Raw genomic sequence first — 20,393 nt, 5'->3', positions numbered from 1 at the left:
GCCAGCATCTGGCCGGTCTGATTGTTGTCGGAGTCGATGGACTGCTTGCCGAGGATCACCAGGCCCGGCTGCTCTTCCTCAACCACCTTGGCCAGCAGTTTGGCCACGTTCAAAGGCTCAGGCAGTTCGTCGGTGTCGATCTGGATGGCGCGATCGGCGCCTAATGCCATGGCGGTGCGCAGCTGTTCCTGAACCGCTTTGGGGCCGATGGAGACCACGACCACCTCGGAGGCAACGCCCGCTTCCTTCAGGCGGATCGCCTCTTCCACGGCGATCTCACAGAACGGGTTCAGGGCCATTTTGACGTTGGCCAGATCCACATCGGAGTTATCGGCTTTGACGCGGACCTTGACGTTGTAGTCGATCACGCGCTTTACGCTGACTAGTATTTTCATTGTTTTATCCTTCAATCAGTGGAGGTAACCGAATCAGAACTGAGATTCCGGCAGATCCATAACACTCTCACTACCCTCAACAACGGTGTCGAGCAGCCCTTTAACGCGCGGCAACAGATGTTTGCAGTAGAAGCGCGCGGTGGCAACCTTGGCGTTATAAAATTCAGTATCGCCCTCTCCACTCTCGGCCAGCTGAGAAGCCTTCTGAGCCATCTGCACCATCGCCCAGGCCCCACAGAGATACCCCATCAACATCATGAAAGGCACACTGACAGCCCCCGGGGCGCTGGCGGACTGACTGCCTTTTTCGAGCAACCAGGTCACTGCGGTGCGCGCATCACTCAGTGCTTGAGACAAGGCGTCAGCCAGGTCTGTGAGCGCTTCACTAGCGCCAGCCTGAGTACAGGCTTCGCCAATTTCATCGAGCAGCGCAGTCATAGCAACGCCGTTGTTGCGAATCGTTTTACGTCCTACCAGATCCAATGCCTGGATGCCGGTCGTGCCTTCGTAGATTGTCAGAATTCGGGCATCACGGTAGTGCTGAGCCGCGCCACACTCTTCGACAAACCCCATACCGCCGTGCACCTGCACCCCGAGGTAAGTCAGCTCCTGAGCAAGCTCGGTAATCCAGCCTTTGACGATGGGAGTATACAGCTCAACCCGCGCCAGGTGCCGCTGCGCCTCCTCTTCGTCTCCAGCTCCCTTGGCACGATCCACCTCAGCGGCGGCAAGCAGCGCCACACCGCGCATTGCCTCGATGGAGGAACGCATCTGCATCAACATTCGGCGCACATCCGGAAACTCGATGATAGCGATTTTACTGCCATCTTTACGTGTCCCCTGGGTACGCTCACGGGCATATTCTACTGCCTGCTGGTATGACCGCTCGGATATTGCCAGCCCCTGAAGCCCCACCGCCTGGCGCGCGTGATTCATCATCGTGAACATGTAGGCCAACCCCTGATTGGGCTCGCCTACCAGATAACCGATCGCACCGCCGTTGTCGCCAAAGCTCATGGTGCAGGTGGGGCTGCCATGGATACCCAGCTTGTGTTCTATGGAAACACAACGCACATCGTTACGCTCACCCGGCTCGCCATTCTCATTAAGCAGGAACTTGGGCACCACAAACAGAGAGATCCCCTTAACGCCGGCCGGCGCATCCGGCAAACGTGCCAGCACCAGATGAACGATGTTATCGGTCATCTGATGATCGCCCCAGGTGATGAAGATTTTCTGACCGGAGATCAGGTAGTGATCACCCTCGGGGACCGCCTTGGACTTAATGGCAGCCAGGTCGGATCCGGCATCCGGCTCGGTCAGGTTCATGGTGCCGGTCCATTCACCGGAGACCATCTTGGGCAGCCAGACCGCTTTCAGCTCATCACTACCGTGATGACTGATCGCCTCTGTAGCACCCTGGGTCAGCATCGGGCACAGACCGAAAGCCATGTTGGCGGACTGCCAGATTTCGTTCACCGCCGTACCCAATACATTAGGCAGTCCCTGCCCGCCGAACTCCTCACCGTGGGTCAACGTCGGCCAGCCACTTTCAACAAACGCCTGGTAGGCCTCGGAAAAACCTTCGGTCTCCTGTACGCCCTTGTCATTCAACGAAGCACCTTTCTGGTCACCGACAACATTCAGCGGTGCCCAGATCTCGGTTCCAAACTTGCCCGCCTCTTCCAGAATTGCTTCGGCCAGCTCTTCGTTGATCTCATCAAGACCGGCTTTCTCGCATAATGCGTTAAAACCGACCAGTTCACGCAAAACAAAGGCTGCGTCACGGTAGGGGTGGAAATACTCAGACATCTTTTATACCTCTGTCAGGAGGCCGCTATAACGCGGCCATCCGCTATAGTCGGTTTAGAAAAAACGTTTTTGGCTGCGGCTATGCTCGACAAAACTCTGCGGCAACTGGTAAAGCGGGCCCGCACCCTGCCAGCGCTCGACACGGCTTGCGAACGCGTCAGCGCCTGTATGATCGATATAACGCAATGCACCGCCCCGGAATTTCGGGAAACCCAGCCCTAGAATCAGGCCCATATCCACTTCCGCAGCGGACGCAACAATCCCCTCATCCAGACACAGGAACGACTCCAGACACATGGGAATCATCATGCGGTCGACGATATCCTGATCGCTCAATGTAGACTGACGCTCAACGCGGTCACGGATGATCTCAAGGGCCCGGCTGTCCGCTTTCTTGTTACGCGGCCCTTCCGAATAATCGTAGAATCCTCGCCCGTTTTTCTGACCAAGTGCGCCCTGCTCCAGAAGTAATTCGATGATCGGTTGGTCATCATGGCCCATCCGCTCCGGATACCCCGACTGCAACACTTTGTCCGCGTGCACCATGGTATCCAGCCCGATCACATCAGCCAGATACGCCGGGCCCATCGGCCAGCCAAAGCCTTCCATTACACGATCGATACGCTGGAAGTCGACGCCATCGTGCAGCAGTCGGTTGAACGCGTTGAAATAGGGGAAAAGCACTCGGTTAACCAGGAAACCGGGGCAATCGTTCACCACAACCGGTGTTTTGCCCATCTTTACCGCACACTCGACGGCTGTAGCGATTGCACGATCACTGCTTTTCTCGCCCCGGATCACCTCGACCAGCGGCATCATCGGTACCGGATTGAAGAAATGCATCCCGCAGAAATCTTCCGGACGCTTAAGCCCCTGCGCCAATGCGGTGATCGAGATGGTGGAGGTGTTAGACGTCAGGATCGCATCAGAAGCCAGGTGAGCTTCAGTTTCACCCAGAACCGCATGTTTTACCTTTTCGTTTTCCACCACGGCCTCAACGACAAGCCCCACGGAATCGAAGTCTTTGAACTCGAGAGTTGGATCGATCAAACCCAGACAGTCATTCTTTCCGGCCTCATCCATCCGACCTTTCTTGATCAGCTTATCCAGCGCACCACTGGCTGTACTGATACCCAGGTCCAGCGCATCCTGATTGATATCTTTGAGCACCACCGGCGTGCCGGTTACCGCTGACTGGTAGGCGATACCACCGCCCATGATACCGGCACCCAGAACAGCCATCTGCGAGACGGGTACCGCCGCTTTGGACTGGCTCTTGGCGACCCGCTTTACCTGCTGCGTATTGATAAAGAGACCCACAAGGCTCTGCGTACTGTGGGTTGCAGCCAGCCGTTTAAATACCGCCCGCTCACACTCCAGTGCTTTATCAAACGGCAGCGTGGCGTGCTCAAGCACCAACGCCAGCATCTCCTGTGCGGCCGGATAATCCGGATTCAGCAGGCGAGCGAACTCCTCTTCCAACACCGCCCGCTCTGGGACTGCATCAACGTTCAACGTCTGACGTTTATGATCGAAGTAGGTCTGCTTATCAAGCTCGCCATTAACCAGCCGTGCCAACAGATCGACGGCGTCTGCTGTGAGTGACTCTGCGCTCGCTAGCTGATCAGCCAACCCAAGCTCCACCGCCTGTTTGGCGCCAACCGGCTTCCCATTCAGCATCAGTGACAATGCCGGCTGAACTCCGCTCATACGAACCGCGCGCACGGTTCCACCCCAGCCCGGGCATAGCCCCAGCGTAACCTCCGGGAAACCGACCTTGGCGGGCTCGGCAATAACCCGGGCGTCGGCAGTCAATGCAAGCTCAAGTCCACCACCCAGCGCCAGGCCGTTTATCGCGCAGACACTGGGGAATGACAGCGACTCCACCCGATTGAATGTTTTATGCGCCTCCACCAGCCACTGACTGAAATCCTCTTCAGCGCCTTCAAACAGAGGCGGGAACTGAAATACATCCGCGCCCACCACGAAAGACGATTTGGCACTGGTGATGAGCAGACCCTGAATAGCGCTATCACCCTCCAGAACCTCACAAACCTGTTTTAGCTCGGAGAGGAACTCATTTCCTATGGAGTTGACGGAACTGTCGACCTGGTCGATGACCAGCTCCACCAGCCCCGGATGGGAATCGATATGAGTGAGTGAAAGTGACTTGCCGCTGTACATGAAAACCTCCTGCCTGAGGGCATTCTCGGTAGCCCTCTGTTATTTGCGGCCAGTTTTACAATTTTGTAACCGGGATCCAATGTCAGATACAGCCGAAAAATTAGCATTTCCGGACATCGCTGATAAAATAGCGAAACTTCCACTACCAGTCTGTGCCATGAGTTTCGATAATCAGACCGCCTCAATCCATTACGCATGCGCCGTCGTTAATGCCGCTCGACGTCTTGGCCACGACCCGGCTCCAATGTTGGAAGAAGCCGCCATTAACCCGGGTTTGTTAACAAAAACGGAGATGCGCCTTACACCGGAGCAGCTCGCTAAGCTGCTACAGGCGGCGTGGAGAATCGAGGATGATGAGTTTCTGGGGATGGGAATCGGCCAGTGTCGCCACGGTATTTTTACATTAATGGCAAGACAGGCCATACACTGCGGCAACCTGCGCGCCGTATATCGCCATCTGTCGCGGTTCTATAACCTGGTATCTGGCGCTATCAGGATCGAGTTTGAAAGCCATGAAAAGATCGCGAGCCTAAGCATGGCCCTGACGGCCCCGGAGCTGGATCAGGATCATATGCTGGTCGATTTTCTGATGTTGATCTGGCACCGCTTCCCATCCTGGCTGATCGGACAGCGTATACCACTGCTGGGGATCGATTTCGCTTTCTCAAAGCCGGCCCACGCCAAAGAGTACCCCCTCCTTTTCCCCTGTCCGGCGCGGTTCGATCAGCCCGTGAACCGTTTCTACTTCCCGGCAGACCGGCTCTCGCTACCTGTGGTTCAGACGCCGGAAACCCTGCGTCGCCACCTGCGACGCGCCCCGCTTGACTGGTTCCAGCGCCAGCATTACTACCAAGCCTATACCCGCCGGGTACTCGACGCGCTGATGCCTGATCAGGATTTCGTTAACCTGCAGATCGAAGATATTGCGGCGATGCTCAATATCACGGCCCGCACCCTGAGGCGCAAACTAACGGAGGAGAAAACGGCATTTCAGGAACTCAAGAACATCGCCCGGCGCGATACAGCGATTCACCTGCTCTCTCAACGCCATTTACCGATCTCTCAGATTGCACATACGCTGGGCTATACCGAAACCGCGTCGTTCTCCCGCGCATTTAAAGAGTGGACCGGCACCAGTCCGCAGCGCTTCAAACGGTAGCTCACGAAACCGGCACTTGCAGTCGCCTATAAACTCGGGACTCACGCTTTACCCGGCATCCGGGCTCGGGCATATTAAGGCCCCATATATCCTGACGCAGGGATATTGAGACAAAAACATCGATAAGGATGCCCCGATGATCAAAGCACGTTCTTTCATTGCCGCTGCTGCAACCTGCCTGCTTCTCAGCCCTCTCGCCCACGCGGAATATAAAGCCGAGTATACGGTTTCGACCGTACTGCCCTCTGCTTTCCCCTGGGGCCAGGCTGCCGACAAGTGGGTCGAACTGGTCAAAGAGCGCTCTGACGGCCGGATCAATATGAAGATCTACAGCAGCGCCCAGCTGGTCTCCGGCGACCAGACCAAGGAGTTCTCCGCCATGCGCTCAGGACTGATCGATATGGCGGTCGGTTCTACGATCAACTGGTCACCTCAGGTGGTGGAGCTGAACCTGTTTTCACTTCCCTTCCTGATGCCGGATCACAAGGCGATCGATGCGATCACGCAGGGCGAAACCGGCGAGAAAATTTTTGATGCCATCGAAAAGCGTGGCGTCACTCCGCTGGCCTGGGGTGAGAACGGTTTCCGCGAACTATCCAACTCCAAGAAGCCGATCAGCTCCCCGGAAGACCTCGAGGGTCTGAAAATCCGAGTGGTTGGTTCACCGCTATTCCAGGATACCTTCAGCACATTGGGCGCCAACCCGACCCAGATGAGCTGGGCCGATGCCAAGCCCGCGCTGACCACCGGTGCCGTGGATGGTCAGGAAAATCCGCTGTCCGTGTTTGACGTAGCGCGTATCGACCAGGTCGGCCAGAAATACCTGACCCGCTGGCACTACATGGCTGACCCGCTGGTTTTTGCGGTCAGCACACGCGTATGGCGTACATTCTCGCCGGAAGATCAGGCATTGCTGAAACAGGCAGCCATCGACGCCGGTAAGTGGGAGATCGAAAAATCTCGAAGCGAGCTGGAGGAGACGCTGGCGAAGATTCGTGAACGTGGCGTTGAGGTCACCGACCTGACTCCGGAACAGCACGCGGCTTTTGTTGAGGCAACCCAGGCCGTGTATGAAACCTGGACTCCAAAGATCGGTGAAGAGCTGGTCAAAGAAGCCCAGGAGGCGGTGGCCAACCGTAATCCGTAATCACACTGGTTAGTTAATCTGTCCCGCCCGCCCGTTCTCACGCGGCGGGCTTTTTGTTTGTTGGAGTCCCCATGTCATCCAGACCGCCCAAGGCCCGACCGGAGCGTTTCCTGGCCGCGCTGGCACTGACGATTATCTGTTTGATCAGCCTCGGAAATGTGGTTGTCCGTTACGCCACTGATGCGTCGTTCGCATTTACCGAAGAGTTCTCGGTTTTTCTGCTTGTCATCGTAACTTTCGCCGGTGCCGCTGCCGCTGCGCGCGAAAACCAGCACATCCGCATTGAGCTGCTGGAACACCATGTTCCCAGAGCCATGCTTCCTCTGCTTTATATTCTGCAATGGGCCGCAGGACTGGCTGTGCTGGGTGGCGCAGCATGGTACGGCACGATTTTCGCGATGGAAGAGTATCAGTGGGAGTCCCTCTCGCCGGGCCTTGGCCTACCCAACTGGATCTATGTCAGTTGGCTGCCGCTGCTCTCCGTGGCCATCATGATTCGACTCACTCAGAACCTGATTGATCGCTTTAAAGGCCACTCACACGCAGTTGGAGCCTCCCATGACAGCTGACCTATTAATGATTGCAGGCTTCCTGCTGGCCCTTCTTTTAGGCGTACCCGTTGCTGTTTCTCTGGGGCTCGGCGGCATGATCGGTATTCTGGCCGGACTCTCCCCCGATATGTTGGCGACCCTGGGCACCAATACCTATAACAGCATCGCCAAATACCCGCTGATCGCGATTCCTTTATTTATTCTGACCGGCCTGATTTTCGAGTATGCCGGGGTTGCAGCAAGCCTTGTGCGTTTTGCTCAAGCCCTGATTGGTCCCCGCCATGGCGGTTTGGCCGTGGTCGTCGTACTGGTCTGCCTGATTATGGGCGGTATGAGCGGCTCTGGACCTGCAGATGCGGCAGCCGTTGCTATGGTGATGCTGCCCAGCATGAAGCGTGCGGGATATCCGCAACCATTTTCAGCAGCGCTGATCGCCGCATCATCCTCAACCGCCATTCTGATCCCGCCCTCCATCGCGCTGATCCTTTACTCGATCGTCGTACCGGGTGTGGATCTACGTGCACTGTTTGCGGCGGGTCTGATTCCTGGCGTCTTGGCAGGACTATCCCTGCTGATTCCGGCCTGGCTTCTGGCTCGTCGTTACGGCTGGGAGAATCCTGAGGACACCGAACGCCCACCGCTGGGTGAAAGCTTCCGGCAAGCATTGCCTGCGCTATTCGCTCCGGTGCTGATACTCGGCGGCTTACGCTCCGGCCTGTTCACTCCGACCGAAGCGGCCGTGGTCGCCGTTGCGTACGGTGTTTTGGTCGGTACATTGATTTACCGCAAGCTGACCCTGAAGGACCTCTGGAATCTGATGGGTGATGCCGCTATCACCTCGGGTATTGTGATGTTTATCATCGCTTTGGCAGGGATTTTTGCTTGGGCAGGCACAACGCTGGGCACCTTCCGCCATCTGGCTGAGGCGATGCTGTCGCTGTCTGATAACGGCTGGATACTGCTCGGACTGGTCATGTTGCTGGTACTCTTTGCCGGCATGCTGCTGGATGCCATCTCGATCTACCTGATTCTGATTCCTATCCTTCTGCCACTGATGCAGCACTTTGGCTGGAACCCGGTCTGGTTCGGTATTCTACTGGCGATGAATATCGCGATCGGCCAGTTCACACCTCCCGTCGCCGTCAATCTGATGGTAACAACCCGTATCGCCAATATAAGGCTGGAACAGACGCTGGGATGGACCCTGATCTTCGTCCTTTCGATGGCCGTCAGCCTGCTGCTGGTAATGCTGATTCCGGGCCTGGCACTCTGGCTCCCGGATAAACTCGGTTACGTGGTTGGCAACTGGTAACCAGACAGCTCTAGTCACCGGGATAGGCCTGTCCCGGTGACCTGTTTCCCCTCGCTTTACTCAAGATCCCGTCCCTCAAGTCACCCGATCATTGCTGCCAACCAGGTGGTTTTCTTGTCAATATGTTTATGTTGACAACTGTTTTTGCGTCAAATATTGTCAGGCGTGTAAGGGCATCGTTTTCACAGCAGAAAACCCCCACTTTTCCTGAAAACAAAAACAATGGGAAAAACCATGAACAGCATCGTCAAAAACGCATTATTCGGCGCTCTGGGCCTCGGCATTACTCTCTCAACCCACGCCGCGGAAACCACGCTGCGCGTCGCCACCTGGCTCCCCCCTACCAGCCCGCAAAACGAAACCGTCTGGCCGACCTGGGCCAAGTGGGTTGAGGAAGCAACGGAAGGCCGTGTTAACATTGAAATCGAAAACCATTCAGGCCATCCCAAAACCCTGTTCGCCGCCGTTGAAGACGGTGTTGTGGATGTCAGTTTTAGTGTAAATGGTTACCTGTCCGGTCGCTTCAAGCTGCCAAGCGTAGCTGAGATTCCAGGCGAGATTAGCAGCGCTGAATCAGGCTCCGTTGCACTCTGGCGCGTCTACAAAAAATACTTTGAACAAGCTGGCGAGTACGAAGGCCTTCATGTTCTGAGCATGTTTGTTCACGGCCCCGGACAACTCAATACGAGCTTTCCGGTAAACGATCTCGACGACCTGAAGGACAAGAAGATGCGCATCGGTGGCGGTATGGTATCAACCCTCGCCGAAAGGATGGGTGTGAGCCCGGTGGGTGCACCCGCGCCTAAATCCTATGAGATGATGCAGCAAGGTGTGGTTGACGGTACCTTCTTGCCCGCACTGGACCAGAAATTCCTGCATATTGCCGAGGTCAGCACCGATCTTACGCTGTTCCCTAAGGGTCTCTACACCACGGCTTTTACCATTTTCATGAACCCCGACGTGTTTGCTGATCTGAGTAAGGAAGATCAGGACGCGATCATGAGCGTATCAGGCGAGAAACTCGCCAAGCTGGCAGGACAGGCCTGGGGCGAAGGCGATAAGGCCGGGATCGCCGAGGCGGAAGCGAAAGGCGTCAACGTCGTCCGCCTGGAGCCTGATGATAAACGGGTTCAGCAGCTTAATGAGCTGCGTAAAGGCATCGATCAGATCTGGATCGATTCCGTAGCGGATCGCGATGTTGATGCGGCGGCTGCGCTTGCCGAGTTCCGCAATATCGTTGATAACTACGACCACTAAAGCTCCAGCGAGCGGGGCCAGCCACACGCTGGCCCACTGCCAGAATAAGGAATATAGCGTGGATGTACCGGCTCTAGAGTATTTTGCAACACTGCGCGTGGAAGTGGACGCTCCGATCGAGGTCGGTCAAATCGATGCTGGGTTGCGACGGGTCATTCCCATCACCGGCGGTGAAATAAAAGGAACAGACTGGCAGGGCCGTGTGCTAAGTGCGGGCGCGGATTTTCAGTTGATCGCAACGGCCCGCCGGGCTGAGCTCGATGCACGCTACATCGTCGAACTGGACAGCGGCGAACGCATTTTCATTCAGAATCGGGCCGTGCGCGTGGCTTCCCCGGAAGTCACCCAGAAGCTGATTGACGGCGTAGCCGTGGATCCATCCGAGATCTATTTTCGCTGCACACCGGTTTTCGAGACGGCATCGGAACGCTTTCAGTGGATTACCGAGCGCGTATTCGTGGGCACCGGCATTCGTCGCCCGGATTGCGTTGAGCTGACTATTTTCGCCGTGAGCTGACCGGGGTTCCGATCCGTCTCGGTATCAGGAAAATCGAAACTGGCTGCTCCAGTCCCGATGGTTGAACACCTGGCCCTCGGCGCGAACCTGGGCCAGGGCCTCCAGGTCCAGCTCAGCCACGACCCAGCCGGGTTCGCCCTCTGCGCCCTCAACCAGAACGCCGTTATCCGGGTAGCCATAGTCCACCGGCGTGTAAATAGCGGCACGCCCAGAGTTGATATCAACGGCTTCTGACCAGCGGGCCTGCCCAATGGTTGGTGCCTGAGCAACAAAGCACTGGTTTTCCAGCGCACGGGCCTGACAACCGATACGGACCCGGTAATAACCGGCCTGGGTATCGGTACAGCTGGGTACCAGAATCAGATCAGCCCCCTGCTCCACCTGACGACGGGCGATCAATGGAAACTCACTGTCATAGCAGATGCAGATACCAACCTTGCCAAACACCGTATCCAGCACCCGAATCTCATCACCGGCGCTGATAAACCACTGCTCAGACTCAAACCGCGTCATCTGCAGCTTGTCTTGATAGTCACACGTGCCGCTGGGCCTGAACAGCCAGGCGCGGTTGACGAAACGTTCTCTGGAGAGCTGCAGCGGAAAGGTACCGGCCAGGATATGTATCTGGTACGCCTGAGCCAGCTCTGTAAACAGCTCCAGAAAGGGTTCATGCAGGGTCTGCATCATCTCCAGCTGAGCCGACAGGGAGCTGTAGACGTCAGCCTCAAACAGCGAGGCCAGCTCCATGCTGAAGTACTCGGGAAAGAGCAAAAAATTAGCCCCCTGTGAGCGAGCATCTTCCACCATGCCGATGATCTTGGCGCGGAAATTCTCCCAGGTACCAACAAAATCGATGGGGTACTGGGCCGCTGCCAGTTTCAGTACGCGATTCATCCCAACCTCTTACAAAAAAACTGCATCGGCTTATCGCTCTCTTCAGGTTGATCGATATCTTTCCAACCAAACTGAGTAATCAAGCCAGGGGCGCTGCGGTATCCGAAACGCTGCCAGACTTCATCCAGGGGCTGATAGTCCACCGGTCGAAGTGGGTGATTCTGGGGCCGCTGAACAGCGCAAAAAACCGACAGCGTTTTCCCGAGCCGGCGCGCCTGATCTTCCCGCTCTGTAAAAAAGTGGCGGTAAATTCCACCGCCGCGATACGCCGGCAGCAGTACAGATTCAGCGCAATAGAAGATATCGGCGGTATCCATACCGGCCTGCTCAAAGGGTTTACGAAAAGCGGCCGTCTCATCATTGAGAGCAAGCCCGGTGGAGGCCCCAACGACGCAGTCACCATCCAGTGCAAGAACACAGATTGCAGAGTCGGTTTCCACGTACGTGCGTAGATACTGAGCCTCATAGGCCTCACTGCCATCGTAGAGATAGGGAAAATCGCGGAATACGCGGATGCGCAGCGCCGCCACATGGGCCAGCCAGGGCTCCAGTTCAGCGCCACGCAGTGTCATCAATCGGGTTTTATTCATGGCCGGGATCATACCCGTTTTTCGCCATCTACCAAACGTTCAGCCGGGTCATGCGCTCGCTTGGGTTGCGCCTACCTGGGACAGCCAGTCGTTCAGGTTATAGTAATTGGTAACGCGGGCGATCTTGCCATCACGTATCTGGAAAAAAGCACCGGCGGGAAGACGGTAGATCTGACCGCGAGCTTCGGGTAAGCCCTCATCGGTTTCCAGGTATTCGCCATGAACCACAAACTCGGCGGCGGCGCGGGTGCCATCGGCGCTACTCATGATCGAGATTTCACACAGCTGCTCACGGTAGCAGCGGTTCATATGCGCCATAAAACGTGAAAAGGCGGTCAGCCCCACTTCTCGCTGGCCTTGATTGATGTCATGCACAACATCATCGGACAGCAGGCTCAGGAACCCATCCATATCTCCCTGATTGAAGGTGCGGTAGTACTCGAAGATCAATGCTTCAGTGGCTGCACGGCTCATGCGTTTCCTCTCAAATCGAACGGTCGTCGGGCGTATCTATCTGGGTTCAGATAGTGCAATACCACCGCCAACTGAACCATCAGGATTGCGACACCTATGTATCAATTTGAGTCGGACAGTGTGAAGACAATGTAGAGCGTAAGAAAGAAACCGCTTGGATGAGGGATAGCGGCGGAAAACTCCGCCGCTATTGGGCGCTGATATCAGTCGAATGTACGTGGTTTCAGGTTATCCGGCTTGAGGAAGGGTTTCTCGCCGGTATTGTCGTGCTGTCCCAGAACAACACCGTTAACCTCGGTGCCGTAACGGGAATGCTTGTGGAAGTTGATATATTTTTCACGTGTTTCCCTGGCATTCCCCGTGTAGCGCGGGTCCTGAGGACGCTCCTGGCTATTGATATACCAGGCGACATTCCAGGCCTCCTCATCGGTTAATGAGCCAGGTTTGCTCAGCGGCATGTTGTTCTTGATAAACGAAGCCGCCGTGAAGATACGGGTCATACCGGCACCCCAGTTATAGGCGCCATCCCCCCATAACGGTGGGAAAACAACCTTACCCGCTTTTTTCTGACCGGCCCCGTCGTTGCCGTGACAGATCGCGCAGTTGGCCTGATATACCGCTTCCCCTTTTTCATAGGAGATATCTTCCGGAATGTTTTTACCGAGATGGCTGAAACCACGTCCGCCGATGTTCTTTTCATACACCGGTGCACTCTTGGCCAGCCATTGGTGATAGGCCGCCAGCGCCAGCATATCGTCGCTGCCATAGGCGGGCGGTGTGCCATTCATCGAGTAGGCGAAGCATCCGGCAATACGCTCTTCAAGCGAGTTGACGTGCTTATTCTTGCCACGGTAATCAGGCAAGGTGGTTGCTGCCGGCCACACCGGAGCCGACCAGTTCATACGCCCTTCCCCCATATGGCAGGTTTTGCAGTTCATATCGTTGAATACGTACTTGCCGCGGAACTGCTGAGTGTTCATGAACATATCGTGACCTTTGAGGATCACTTTACGCAGCTCTGGATGAATCGACTCATCGCTCATCAGGTCATCGATCGTGGGGGCCTGATGGATATACTGCCCCTCTTTATACTCGGGCAACTGGACCGGCACCTTGGGTTCAGCGGCAAAGGCCAGGGGCTGAGTCATCACAACTGCAGCGGTCAGTAGCGTCGTTTTAAATAACGTCATGATCACTGCCCTCCCTGCGCCGAAACGGCCTGCAGACTGCCCAGATAGGCGGCAACCGCTTCGATCTGTGTGTCACTCAAGCGCTCAGCAACGCCGGTCATCAATTGATTGGGGTCGTTGTACCGGGTACCACTACGCCAGGCCATCAATTGCTGTTTGATATAGGTCGGATGTTGGCCGGCCAGCGCCGGGAAGGTGGCCCCCATGCCCTGACTATCCGGGCCATGGCAGCTCTCGCAAGCGGGGATGTAATTATCCCAGTCACCGCGCGTTGCAAGCACTTCACCACTGGCGACAAGCTCTGCATCGCTATCGCTGCTTGCAGTGGGTACAGGCTGCGTAGCGTAATACGCGGCCACATCCTGAATCTGCTGTTCGGAAAGATTGTCGACGTTGGGTTGCATGATAGGGCTGACCCGCGACCCCGCGTTATAGTCACGGATCTGTTTGGCAATATAGTCAGCGTCGAGCCCGGCAAGACGCGGGAATCCTGCCGCATCATTACCGGCACCGTCCATTCCGTGACACGCAAGACAAGGAGCACCGCTGCCATCCCCCTTCATGACAACAGTCTGCCCATTCGCGACTACTCCCTGTGCATGCACAGCACCGGCAGTGAACAAAGCCCCCATCAGCGCAAGCGGCTTATAATGTTTCAGCATGAACCACCTTTATTTTGATTTTTCTAATTTAGATATATCTAACAAACAAAGTATACTTGATTCTTGTAGCTTTAGAAGGCGTGATCTTCGCCCCAGTCTCACAAGAGCACTTAGCCAATACCAACCTTTTTACTGACCAGGAACAGACAGTTTGCACGGCTATGTGTCCAGTGCTCCTGTACTTCAAAGCCGGCCGTTACCACTTCCTGCAATACCGTATCGACTCTCAGAAAACTCACATAGGGCGCTTTTCCAAACCACTGCATAATCGGAACAATCGGTCGCAGGAACCACATCCGGTCGGCAAGGCAAACCGTACTCGAGATGAATACACCGCCCGGTTTCAACAACCGGTGAATCTTTGACAGCGCCGCCGCACGATCCGGTAGCAGGTGAAGGAGATTCAGCGCCAGCACCATATCGAAACGACCATCGGGCGCTTCAAACGCCTCAACCCCTGACTGCCTGAAATTCACATTACCCACCCCAGCACGCGCCGCCTTCTCGCGACCGATAGCAATCATCGTAGCGGATAGATCAGTCGCGACGATTTGCGACACATGTGGGGCATGTTCCAGCGCTGTCGACCCGGTCCCGCACCCAAACTCCAGCACCTGCATGTTTGGGTGCATAAGTGCCTGTGTCGCGGCCAGTTTTCTGGCATAACTTTCGGTGTCGGCGATGGGGCGCTTGCTGTAACCAGCAGCGACTCGATCCCAGAACTCGGATGATGTGACGGCCATAATGGATTCCCTGACTGGTGCTGCGTTGTTCGTACGCTCATTTGACCATACGCCAATCAGCTATAGAATGGCTAAATTCGATCATCAGCCATACATAAATCGATGAACTGGAATAACATCGCCTTCGACTGGAACCAGGTACGTGCCTTCCTTGCCGCCGCCGAAGAGGGCTCTCTCTCCGCCGCTGCTCGTGCACTCCAACAGACTCAACCCACCTTGAGCCGTCAGGTAACCGGGTTAGAGCAATCGCTGGGCGTAACCCTGTTTGAGCGTGGTCATCGCAAGCTACGCCTGACCTCGGCCGGCCTTGAACTACTGGAACATGTGCAGACGATGGCGGAAGCGGCAAACCGGATTTCACGGGTAGCCTCCGGGCAGTCCCAGGCGGTTGAGGGGAACGTTTGCATCACGGCAACCGAGATGCTGGCCACTTATTACCTGCCACCGATGCTGCGAAAACTGCGCGAGCAGGCTCCAGGTATCCTGGTGGAAGTGGTTGCTTCCGACCAGATTCGAGATCTGCTCCAGCGAGAGGCGGACATCGCTATCCGTCATACCCAACCGACACAACCGGACCTGATCGCTCGCCGAATTGGATCTTTACGCGCCCGCATCTACGCCGCCCGTAGGCTATTGGACGAGGTTGGCACGCCCCGGAGTTTCGACGACCTGGCAGATCAGGACTTCGTCGGCATTGATGACACGGAGGCGCTCATCACCGGACTGGCGGAACAGGGGCTCAGGCTACGCCCCGAGCAGTTCCGCACTCGAACCGCCAGCGGCAACTGTATGCTGCAACTGATCCGCGAAGGACTTGGGTTGGGTTTCCTGCCGATGGATACCGGCGCTCTTTTTGACGATCTCGTCTGTGTGCTACCGGACCTGTTCGACCTGGAAATTCCGGTTTGGCTGGTTGCTCACCGGGAGTTACACACCAGCCGACGTGTCCGGGTTGTTTACGACCTTTTAGCACAAGAGTTGAAGAACCTGACCGAAACCACCAGCCAGAATGCCGACTAGGGAGCAGAGGCGGAAATACTTAACTAATTACGAACTTCAGTTTGTAACAGGCTCAACACCTGGATGAAGGCCTCCACCGACTCCCAGGACGCGGACTCCTCCATGGTATGGTAGCCCGTTGTGGGGACCTGTATGGTTGAGCCATCGACCAACCCATTGGAGCTCGCGATTATCCTGCCCAATTCGGTACTGCCGATGGATCGCGGCTTCTCCCCTTGGGATATCTGCTGCTTGTTAAGCTCTTCCACATACCTGTCCTTGTAGACATAGCTCAAGCCACCGCGCATACAGATCTCTTCAACAATCCTGGTCGCATCGTCATTAAATGACGCGTTGGCATCCTTTGTTCTTAAAACCAGCTGCTGCTTATTAGCCGCCTCAGCATCCGGAAAAGGACTGGTATCGACAACAAAGAGTCTATTGGTTGATCCGCCAAATCGGCGGAACCACTCGAGCAGGTAGCGCCAGCTTTTACCCGCTTCCTCTTGAGCCGTAAAAAACGCTGTCCCTTCGAAACCCTGACTAAACAGATGAACCAGCGCAGCAGCCGACAACACGTTATCGAGCTGGCCGTATATACGATCATCATCGAGCTTCAACTTATCCTTGAACGCGACCGGTGTTCCAGCCACCACACTTTCAAGCCCGTCAATCTCGAAAATCAGGTTGTTTCTATATTCACACACATAGGTGTTTTTGATGGTACCGCTGCCCCTATAGGCACCGGACCAAGGCTCGTATGCGAATACCGGGTGGGATTGATAACGCTCGGTGATCTTTGTCATCAACTCTTCAGACACCGAGTTATTCAACAGGTCCGTTCTATTGGCCGCGATAAACGCCGAATACTGAAACTCGTTAGGGCCCGTGCAGATCAAGCCATGCCTGTCGATATGCGCCGAAAACATCAGGCTAAACGGGTCTTTTCCCTGCGCAACCAGCAACCCCTCATACCAGGTCACTTTGGCGCCGCGTTCTTCCAGCTCACGCTGCAGCACCCTGAAGAAAGAGTGCTCGGCCCCAACCACACTGGGTTGGCGAATCAGGGTTTTGAGCAGATCAATGAAATCGGTATTCACCATCGCTAGTTTCTTTCTTCAATAGTTGGATGGAGCCGGCAGCTACAGAAAGCCGAGTCAACTGTTGATCCAATATGCAGCAATTGTTTTATTCGGGCAGCAAGGCTGGAGCGGGTGATGGGAATCGAACCCACGTTAAGAGCTTGGGAAGCTCCCGTTCTACCATTGAACTACACCCGCGGATTTCTGCTTGGATGATTAAAGCATAGTACAGCGAGCGCAGGCAACGTATCCCGCGTGGTTAATGGCTTACAGAGATGTTGGTGCTCTATTCAAGAATCGTTCGGCAGCTATCAGAACGATATAGAAGCAGCTTTTGTGATACAGGGAAAGCTATGACTGACTTCAAAACGACAACCAAGTAGCTGGAAAAAGCGTGACAAGCGGATCAACGTAACTGATATCAGCGGCCAGAGCGTTCGTATAGCTCTAGGGGAAAAGTCGTTTTCCAGTGATACTGCTGGGGTGGGATGACCTGACCCCAAGGAAAACCCTCCCCCTGATTAGCACATTATTTATATCGGGAACTTTTAGTGACCTGTCCTCCTCTTTCTAAAGGTATTGTCTAGAACCCCTTTGAACCTTCAGCATTTCCAATATTCACAACACTCATATCTCAAAAACGGGGTCAACATCATAGGCCGTGCCGCTGCAGGATGATCTGCTCGATCAGCAGCGCATTCTGCACATTCAGACGGGTGAAAGGATCACTCAGACTATGGCCCAGTATTTGGTCTATCCGGGCAAGCCGCTGGCGCAGGGTATTGCGATGAACTCCCAGCGTATCGGCGGTCTGCTGCTGATTACCAAAATGATTCAAGTAACAGATCAGCGTCTCTTTCAAAGCTAAAGACTGACTGTCTTGGGCGAAGCAGAGGGCTCCAAGTTGCTGCTCACAAAACTGGGTAAGCAGCTTACGTTGCGGTATCGCAGCGAATAGACGAGCGATGCCCAGCTGATCGAAAAAAAACAGCTTTTGTGCTTTGCCCTGAACAACGAACTGCAACGCCTGGCGCGCTTGCTCTACTGCACCGGATAGCTGGCTAAGCGTCGTTTGGAAATCACTGACCCCCATAAAAATGGGCGCGTGAGGTAGTTGCGTCTGAACACGGTCCAGTGCTGCCTGTAGCTCTTCAGCCTGACTGCTCTGCTGATCCTTATCACAGGGCCAGATCGCTATCAGGTCTTTATCAAACCGCAGCACCGGCCAATCAATACTTCGACGCTTGAGCAGACTTTCCACCTGCTGCTCAAGTTGGTTCAAGCCGAAGTGCCATTCGTGGCTGTGAGACCGGTCAGGTTTGCTTACTTCCTGATGACACTGATCGGTTTTCAAGGCCAAGATGCGGTAAGGTTGCTCATCCTTTAAGCCAAGCTCCGCAGCTTTGAGCCTAATGAGCTCTGGAGTATCAGCGAAGCCGTTAATTAGCCGAGTCAAAAACAAGCGGGTGGATTGACCAATCAAGTTTTCCTGCACAATCGCGTTGCTGATCACCTCAGTGACTACAACCAACTTTAAGGAATAAGGCTGCTCTAATATGGGAAGCCCAACCTGATTGGCCCGCTCTAACACCCGGTTTGGAATCGTCTGTATGTACTCAGGCCCGGTGAGTATCACCAAACCAGCCACATCATACTGAACGGCCTCTTCAACCAGTTGAAGTAGATTGAACTCGTTACGGCGATGATTAATACCCGTTACGAAAACCAACTCTCCACCGCTTACCCAGGGCGCTATGCTGTCGTTCTCCGCACAGTAGGGCCAGCGTACAACGCGATTGCCCCCTTGAAGCCCAGCCCGAAAGCGGATCGTTTCCAGGCCAGGTAAGCGAGTAATGTCAGCGCAGGTGATCGCCATACAGAGCCTTAAGCCTCACTCAGCGCAGGCTGGGCAGAAGTGGCTTTGATCAACACCGAATACACGATCAACGCTGCAAAAACACCGACCACTGGCGGCAACACCGGGGAGAAATAGGCGGCAGCGGAGCCTGCAGCGTAGGACGACAAACCGATCCAGTTAAATGCGGGCAGCTCAGTCTCTTGAAGCTTGGGATATTCGCCACGGTGCTTTACCCAGAAATCCGCCATGATCACACCACCGATGGGCGGAATAAAGGTACCCAGCAGAACCAGGAAAGGAATCAGCATATTGTACATACCGCCTACAGCCAGAACGATGCCAATGGCCGCACCACCGACCGTAACGAGACGGCGTTTATCGGTGCGCATCAAATTGCAGCCGGCGACAGCGAAGTTATAGATGGTGTTGTCCTGTGTCGTCCAGATATTCAGGAACAGCATCAGTACGGCGAGAATCACAAATCCCTGCGCGAGCATCACATCGACGATATCAGCCTGCTGGTAGATCAGAGAGCCAAGCGCGCCGGTAAGCACCATCAGTCCGTTACCAAAAAAGAAAGCTGCCATAGTCGCGATGACGGCAACCTTGGGGCTGCTGGCAAAACGGCTCCAGTTCGTAGCCTGAGTACCACCGGAAACAAAGGTACCGATTATCACGGTAATTGCCGCGGCAAAGCCCATACTCTCAGTCGGCTTCTGACCCGCAAGACCCGCGAAACCGCCCACATCAACAATACCGGTATAGAGACTGACCAGTATAAAAAGCATCATCGCTGGAACAGCGATACGAGAGAGCATATCCATGCCCTTGTAACCCACCATGGCAGTCAAGCAAAACGCGAAGCCAAAGAATATCATCAAAGGAATTTCGAAGGACTCGGGTAGCCCTGTAGTCTTGACCAGCACAATAGCCATGGTCGCGGTGCCCCAGGCATACCAGCCGATCTGCGTGAAGCCCAGCACGAAGTCAGACAACTTGCTGCCCACCTCGCCGAAGCAGAAACGTCCCATCAACGCCGTATTCAAACCACTTTTGCAGGCTATATAGCCCAGTGTGGCTGCATACCCTCCCAACAGCAGGTTACCAATCAGGATGGCAACCATAAGCTCCTTAAATTCAAACGCCTGACCAAGACTCCCTCCCGCCCACATCGTAGACGTAAAGAAGGTGAAGCCAAGTAGTACAACTGAGATCGAAAAGAGCCCCTTACGTTTGTCTTTGGGCACTTCGCTCAAAGGGTAATCTGTCGTTTCCATAATCGTATCCCGAAGGTTAATTGGAAGATTGCTTTCACTAACCTTCAGAGCAACCCCCGTTCCGGGCATGCCAGTTTAAGCATACTACGCCTATACACCGGTTATTCTGTATACAGAAATTATAAAACTGCTGTGCAACATGCACACCGCCAAAACTCTTCGTCCTGTCGAGCTAAACATCAACGTAAGATCCTAGTTAGGGAAATGGGATGGACTCCCCCTCCTATGGCATTTATGTGCCAGATTGGTAGTTGACTCAACCAATCGTAAAGAAGGAGCCCATCATGGAA

At 55.0% G+C, this 20,393-nt stretch carries 19 protein-coding genes and 1 tRNA gene; 7 read left to right on the top strand and 13 right to left on the bottom strand.

Going from position 1 to position 20,393, the window contains the following annotated elements:
* The 3 genes from G403_RS0119475 to fadB form a co-directional block, all read right to left on the bottom strand.
* Positions 1–395, bottom strand: a 395-nt coding sequence (locus tag G403_RS0119475) for an electron transfer flavoprotein subunit beta/FixA family protein (protein WP_027855476.1), incomplete at its 3' end; no start/stop codon positions are given.
* 33 nt (positions 396–428) lie between these two features.
* Complete coding sequence (locus tag G403_RS0119470) at positions 429–2,207, bottom strand: acyl-CoA dehydrogenase family protein (RefSeq protein WP_027855475.1); 1,779 nt, start codon at positions 2,205–2,207, stop codon at positions 429–431.
* Between the two features lie 54 nt (positions 2,208–2,261).
* A complete protein-coding gene (gene fadB / locus G403_RS0119465) occupies positions 2,262–4,391 on the bottom strand; it encodes a fatty acid oxidation complex subunit alpha FadB (RefSeq protein WP_027855474.1) in 2,130 nt (709 codons plus the stop codon).
* Between the two features lie 157 nt (positions 4,392–4,548).
* Between fadB and G403_RS0119460 the strand changes: the two genes are divergently transcribed.
* From G403_RS0119460 to G403_RS0119435, 6 genes are all read left to right on the top strand, one after another.
* Positions 4,549–5,550, top strand: coding sequence for an AraC family transcriptional regulator (locus tag G403_RS0119460; protein WP_027855473.1), 1,002 nt, complete (start codon positions 4,549–4,551; stop codon positions 5,548–5,550).
* Between the two features lie 136 nt (positions 5,551–5,686).
* A complete protein-coding gene (locus tag G403_RS0119455; protein ID WP_027855472.1) occupies positions 5,687–6,697 on the top strand; it encodes a DctP family TRAP transporter solute-binding subunit in 1,011 nt (336 codons plus the stop codon).
* 71 nt (positions 6,698–6,768) lie between these two features.
* Positions 6,769–7,266 carry a TRAP transporter small permease gene (locus tag G403_RS0119450; protein WP_027855471.1) on the top strand — a complete coding sequence of 166 codons (498 nt, stop codon included), beginning with the start codon at positions 6,769–6,771 and terminating at the stop codon, positions 7,264–7,266.
* A complete protein-coding gene (locus G403_RS0119445) occupies positions 7,256–8,560 on the top strand; it encodes a TRAP transporter large permease (RefSeq protein WP_027855470.1) in 1,305 nt (434 codons plus the stop codon). Before G403_RS0119450 ends, G403_RS0119445 begins: the two co-directional genes overlap by 11 nt.
* 234 nt (positions 8,561–8,794) lie before the next feature.
* On the top strand, positions 8,795–9,817 hold the full coding sequence (locus tag G403_RS0119440) for a TRAP transporter substrate-binding protein (RefSeq protein ID WP_036234708.1): 1,023 nt from the start codon (positions 8,795–8,797) through the stop codon (positions 9,815–9,817).
* Positions 9,818–9,875: 58 nt separating this feature from the next.
* The gene (locus G403_RS0119435; RefSeq protein ID WP_027855468.1) at positions 9,876–10,334 is read left to right on the top strand and encodes a DUF3237 domain-containing protein; all 459 of its coding nucleotides are present in this window, start codon (positions 9,876–9,878) and stop codon (positions 10,332–10,334) included.
* A 24-nt stretch (positions 10,335–10,358) separates the two neighbouring features.
* On the opposite strand, the gene G403_RS0119430 is transcribed toward G403_RS0119435, so the two are convergent.
* The 6 genes from G403_RS0119430 to G403_RS0119405 all read right to left on the bottom strand — a co-directional run bounded on the left by G403_RS0119430 (position 10,359) and on the right by G403_RS0119405 (position 14,887).
* A complete protein-coding gene (locus G403_RS0119430; protein WP_027855467.1) occupies positions 10,359–11,228 on the bottom strand; it encodes a carbon-nitrogen hydrolase family protein in 870 nt (289 codons plus the stop codon).
* Positions 11,225–11,818, bottom strand: a complete 594-nt coding sequence (locus G403_RS0119425; RefSeq protein WP_027855466.1) for a hypothetical protein — start codon at positions 11,816–11,818, stop codon at positions 11,225–11,227. Before G403_RS0119425 ends, G403_RS0119430 begins: the two co-directional genes overlap by 4 nt.
* Before the next feature lie 48 nt (positions 11,819–11,866).
* Positions 11,867–12,292, bottom strand: coding sequence for a ketosteroid isomerase-related protein (locus G403_RS0119420; protein WP_027855465.1), 426 nt, complete (start codon positions 12,290–12,292; stop codon positions 11,867–11,869).
* A 203-nt stretch (positions 12,293–12,495) separates the two neighbouring features.
* Positions 12,496–13,482: a c-type cytochrome gene (locus G403_RS0119415; protein ID WP_027855464.1), complete on the bottom strand. Its 987-nt coding sequence runs from the start codon at positions 13,480–13,482 to the stop codon at positions 12,496–12,498.
* A 2-nt stretch (positions 13,483–13,484) separates the two neighbouring features.
* Positions 13,485–14,144 (bottom strand): c-type cytochrome, encoded by a 660-nt coding sequence (locus tag G403_RS0119410; protein WP_084404124.1) that lies wholly within the window; start codon positions 14,142–14,144, stop codon positions 13,485–13,487.
* A gap of 110 nt (positions 14,145–14,254) precedes the next feature.
* Positions 14,255–14,887, bottom strand: coding sequence for a class I SAM-dependent methyltransferase (locus tag G403_RS0119405; RefSeq protein ID WP_036234704.1), 633 nt, complete (start codon positions 14,885–14,887; stop codon positions 14,255–14,257).
* 102 nt (positions 14,888–14,989) lie between these two features.
* Between G403_RS0119405 and G403_RS24000 the strand changes: the two genes are divergently transcribed.
* Positions 14,990–15,907 carry a LysR family transcriptional regulator gene (locus G403_RS24000; RefSeq protein ID WP_036234701.1) on the top strand — a complete coding sequence of 306 codons (918 nt, stop codon included), beginning with the start codon at positions 14,990–14,992 and terminating at the stop codon, positions 15,905–15,907.
* Between the two features lie 23 nt (positions 15,908–15,930).
* On the opposite strand, the gene G403_RS0119395 is transcribed toward G403_RS24000, so the two are convergent.
* The 4 genes from G403_RS0119395 to codB all read right to left on the bottom strand — a co-directional run bounded on the left by G403_RS0119395 (position 15,931) and on the right by codB (position 20,103).
* Entirely contained in the window at positions 15,931–16,989 is a 1,059-nt protein-coding gene (locus G403_RS0119395; protein WP_027855461.1) for a peptidase M42, read from the bottom strand.
* A 103-nt stretch (positions 16,990–17,092) separates the two neighbouring features.
* Positions 17,093–17,166 (bottom strand) — tRNA-Gly (locus tag G403_RS0119390).
* Positions 17,167–17,620: 454 nt separating this feature from the next.
* Positions 17,621–18,844, bottom strand: coding sequence for a PucR family transcriptional regulator (locus G403_RS0119385; protein WP_027855460.1), 1,224 nt, complete (start codon positions 18,842–18,844; stop codon positions 17,621–17,623).
* A gap of 8 nt (positions 18,845–18,852) precedes the next feature.
* Entirely contained in the window at positions 18,853–20,103 is a 1,251-nt protein-coding gene (codB, locus tag G403_RS0119380) for a cytosine permease (RefSeq protein ID WP_036234698.1), read from the bottom strand.
* Positions 20,104–20,393 lie beyond the last annotated feature (290 nt).

It is taken from the genome of Marinobacterium litorale DSM 23545, from assembly GCF_000428985.1.
GTDB lineage: Bacteria > Pseudomonadota > Gammaproteobacteria > Pseudomonadales > Balneatricaceae > Marinobacterium_D > Marinobacterium_D litorale.
This window is presented reverse-complemented; position numbering and strand designations above follow the sequence as displayed.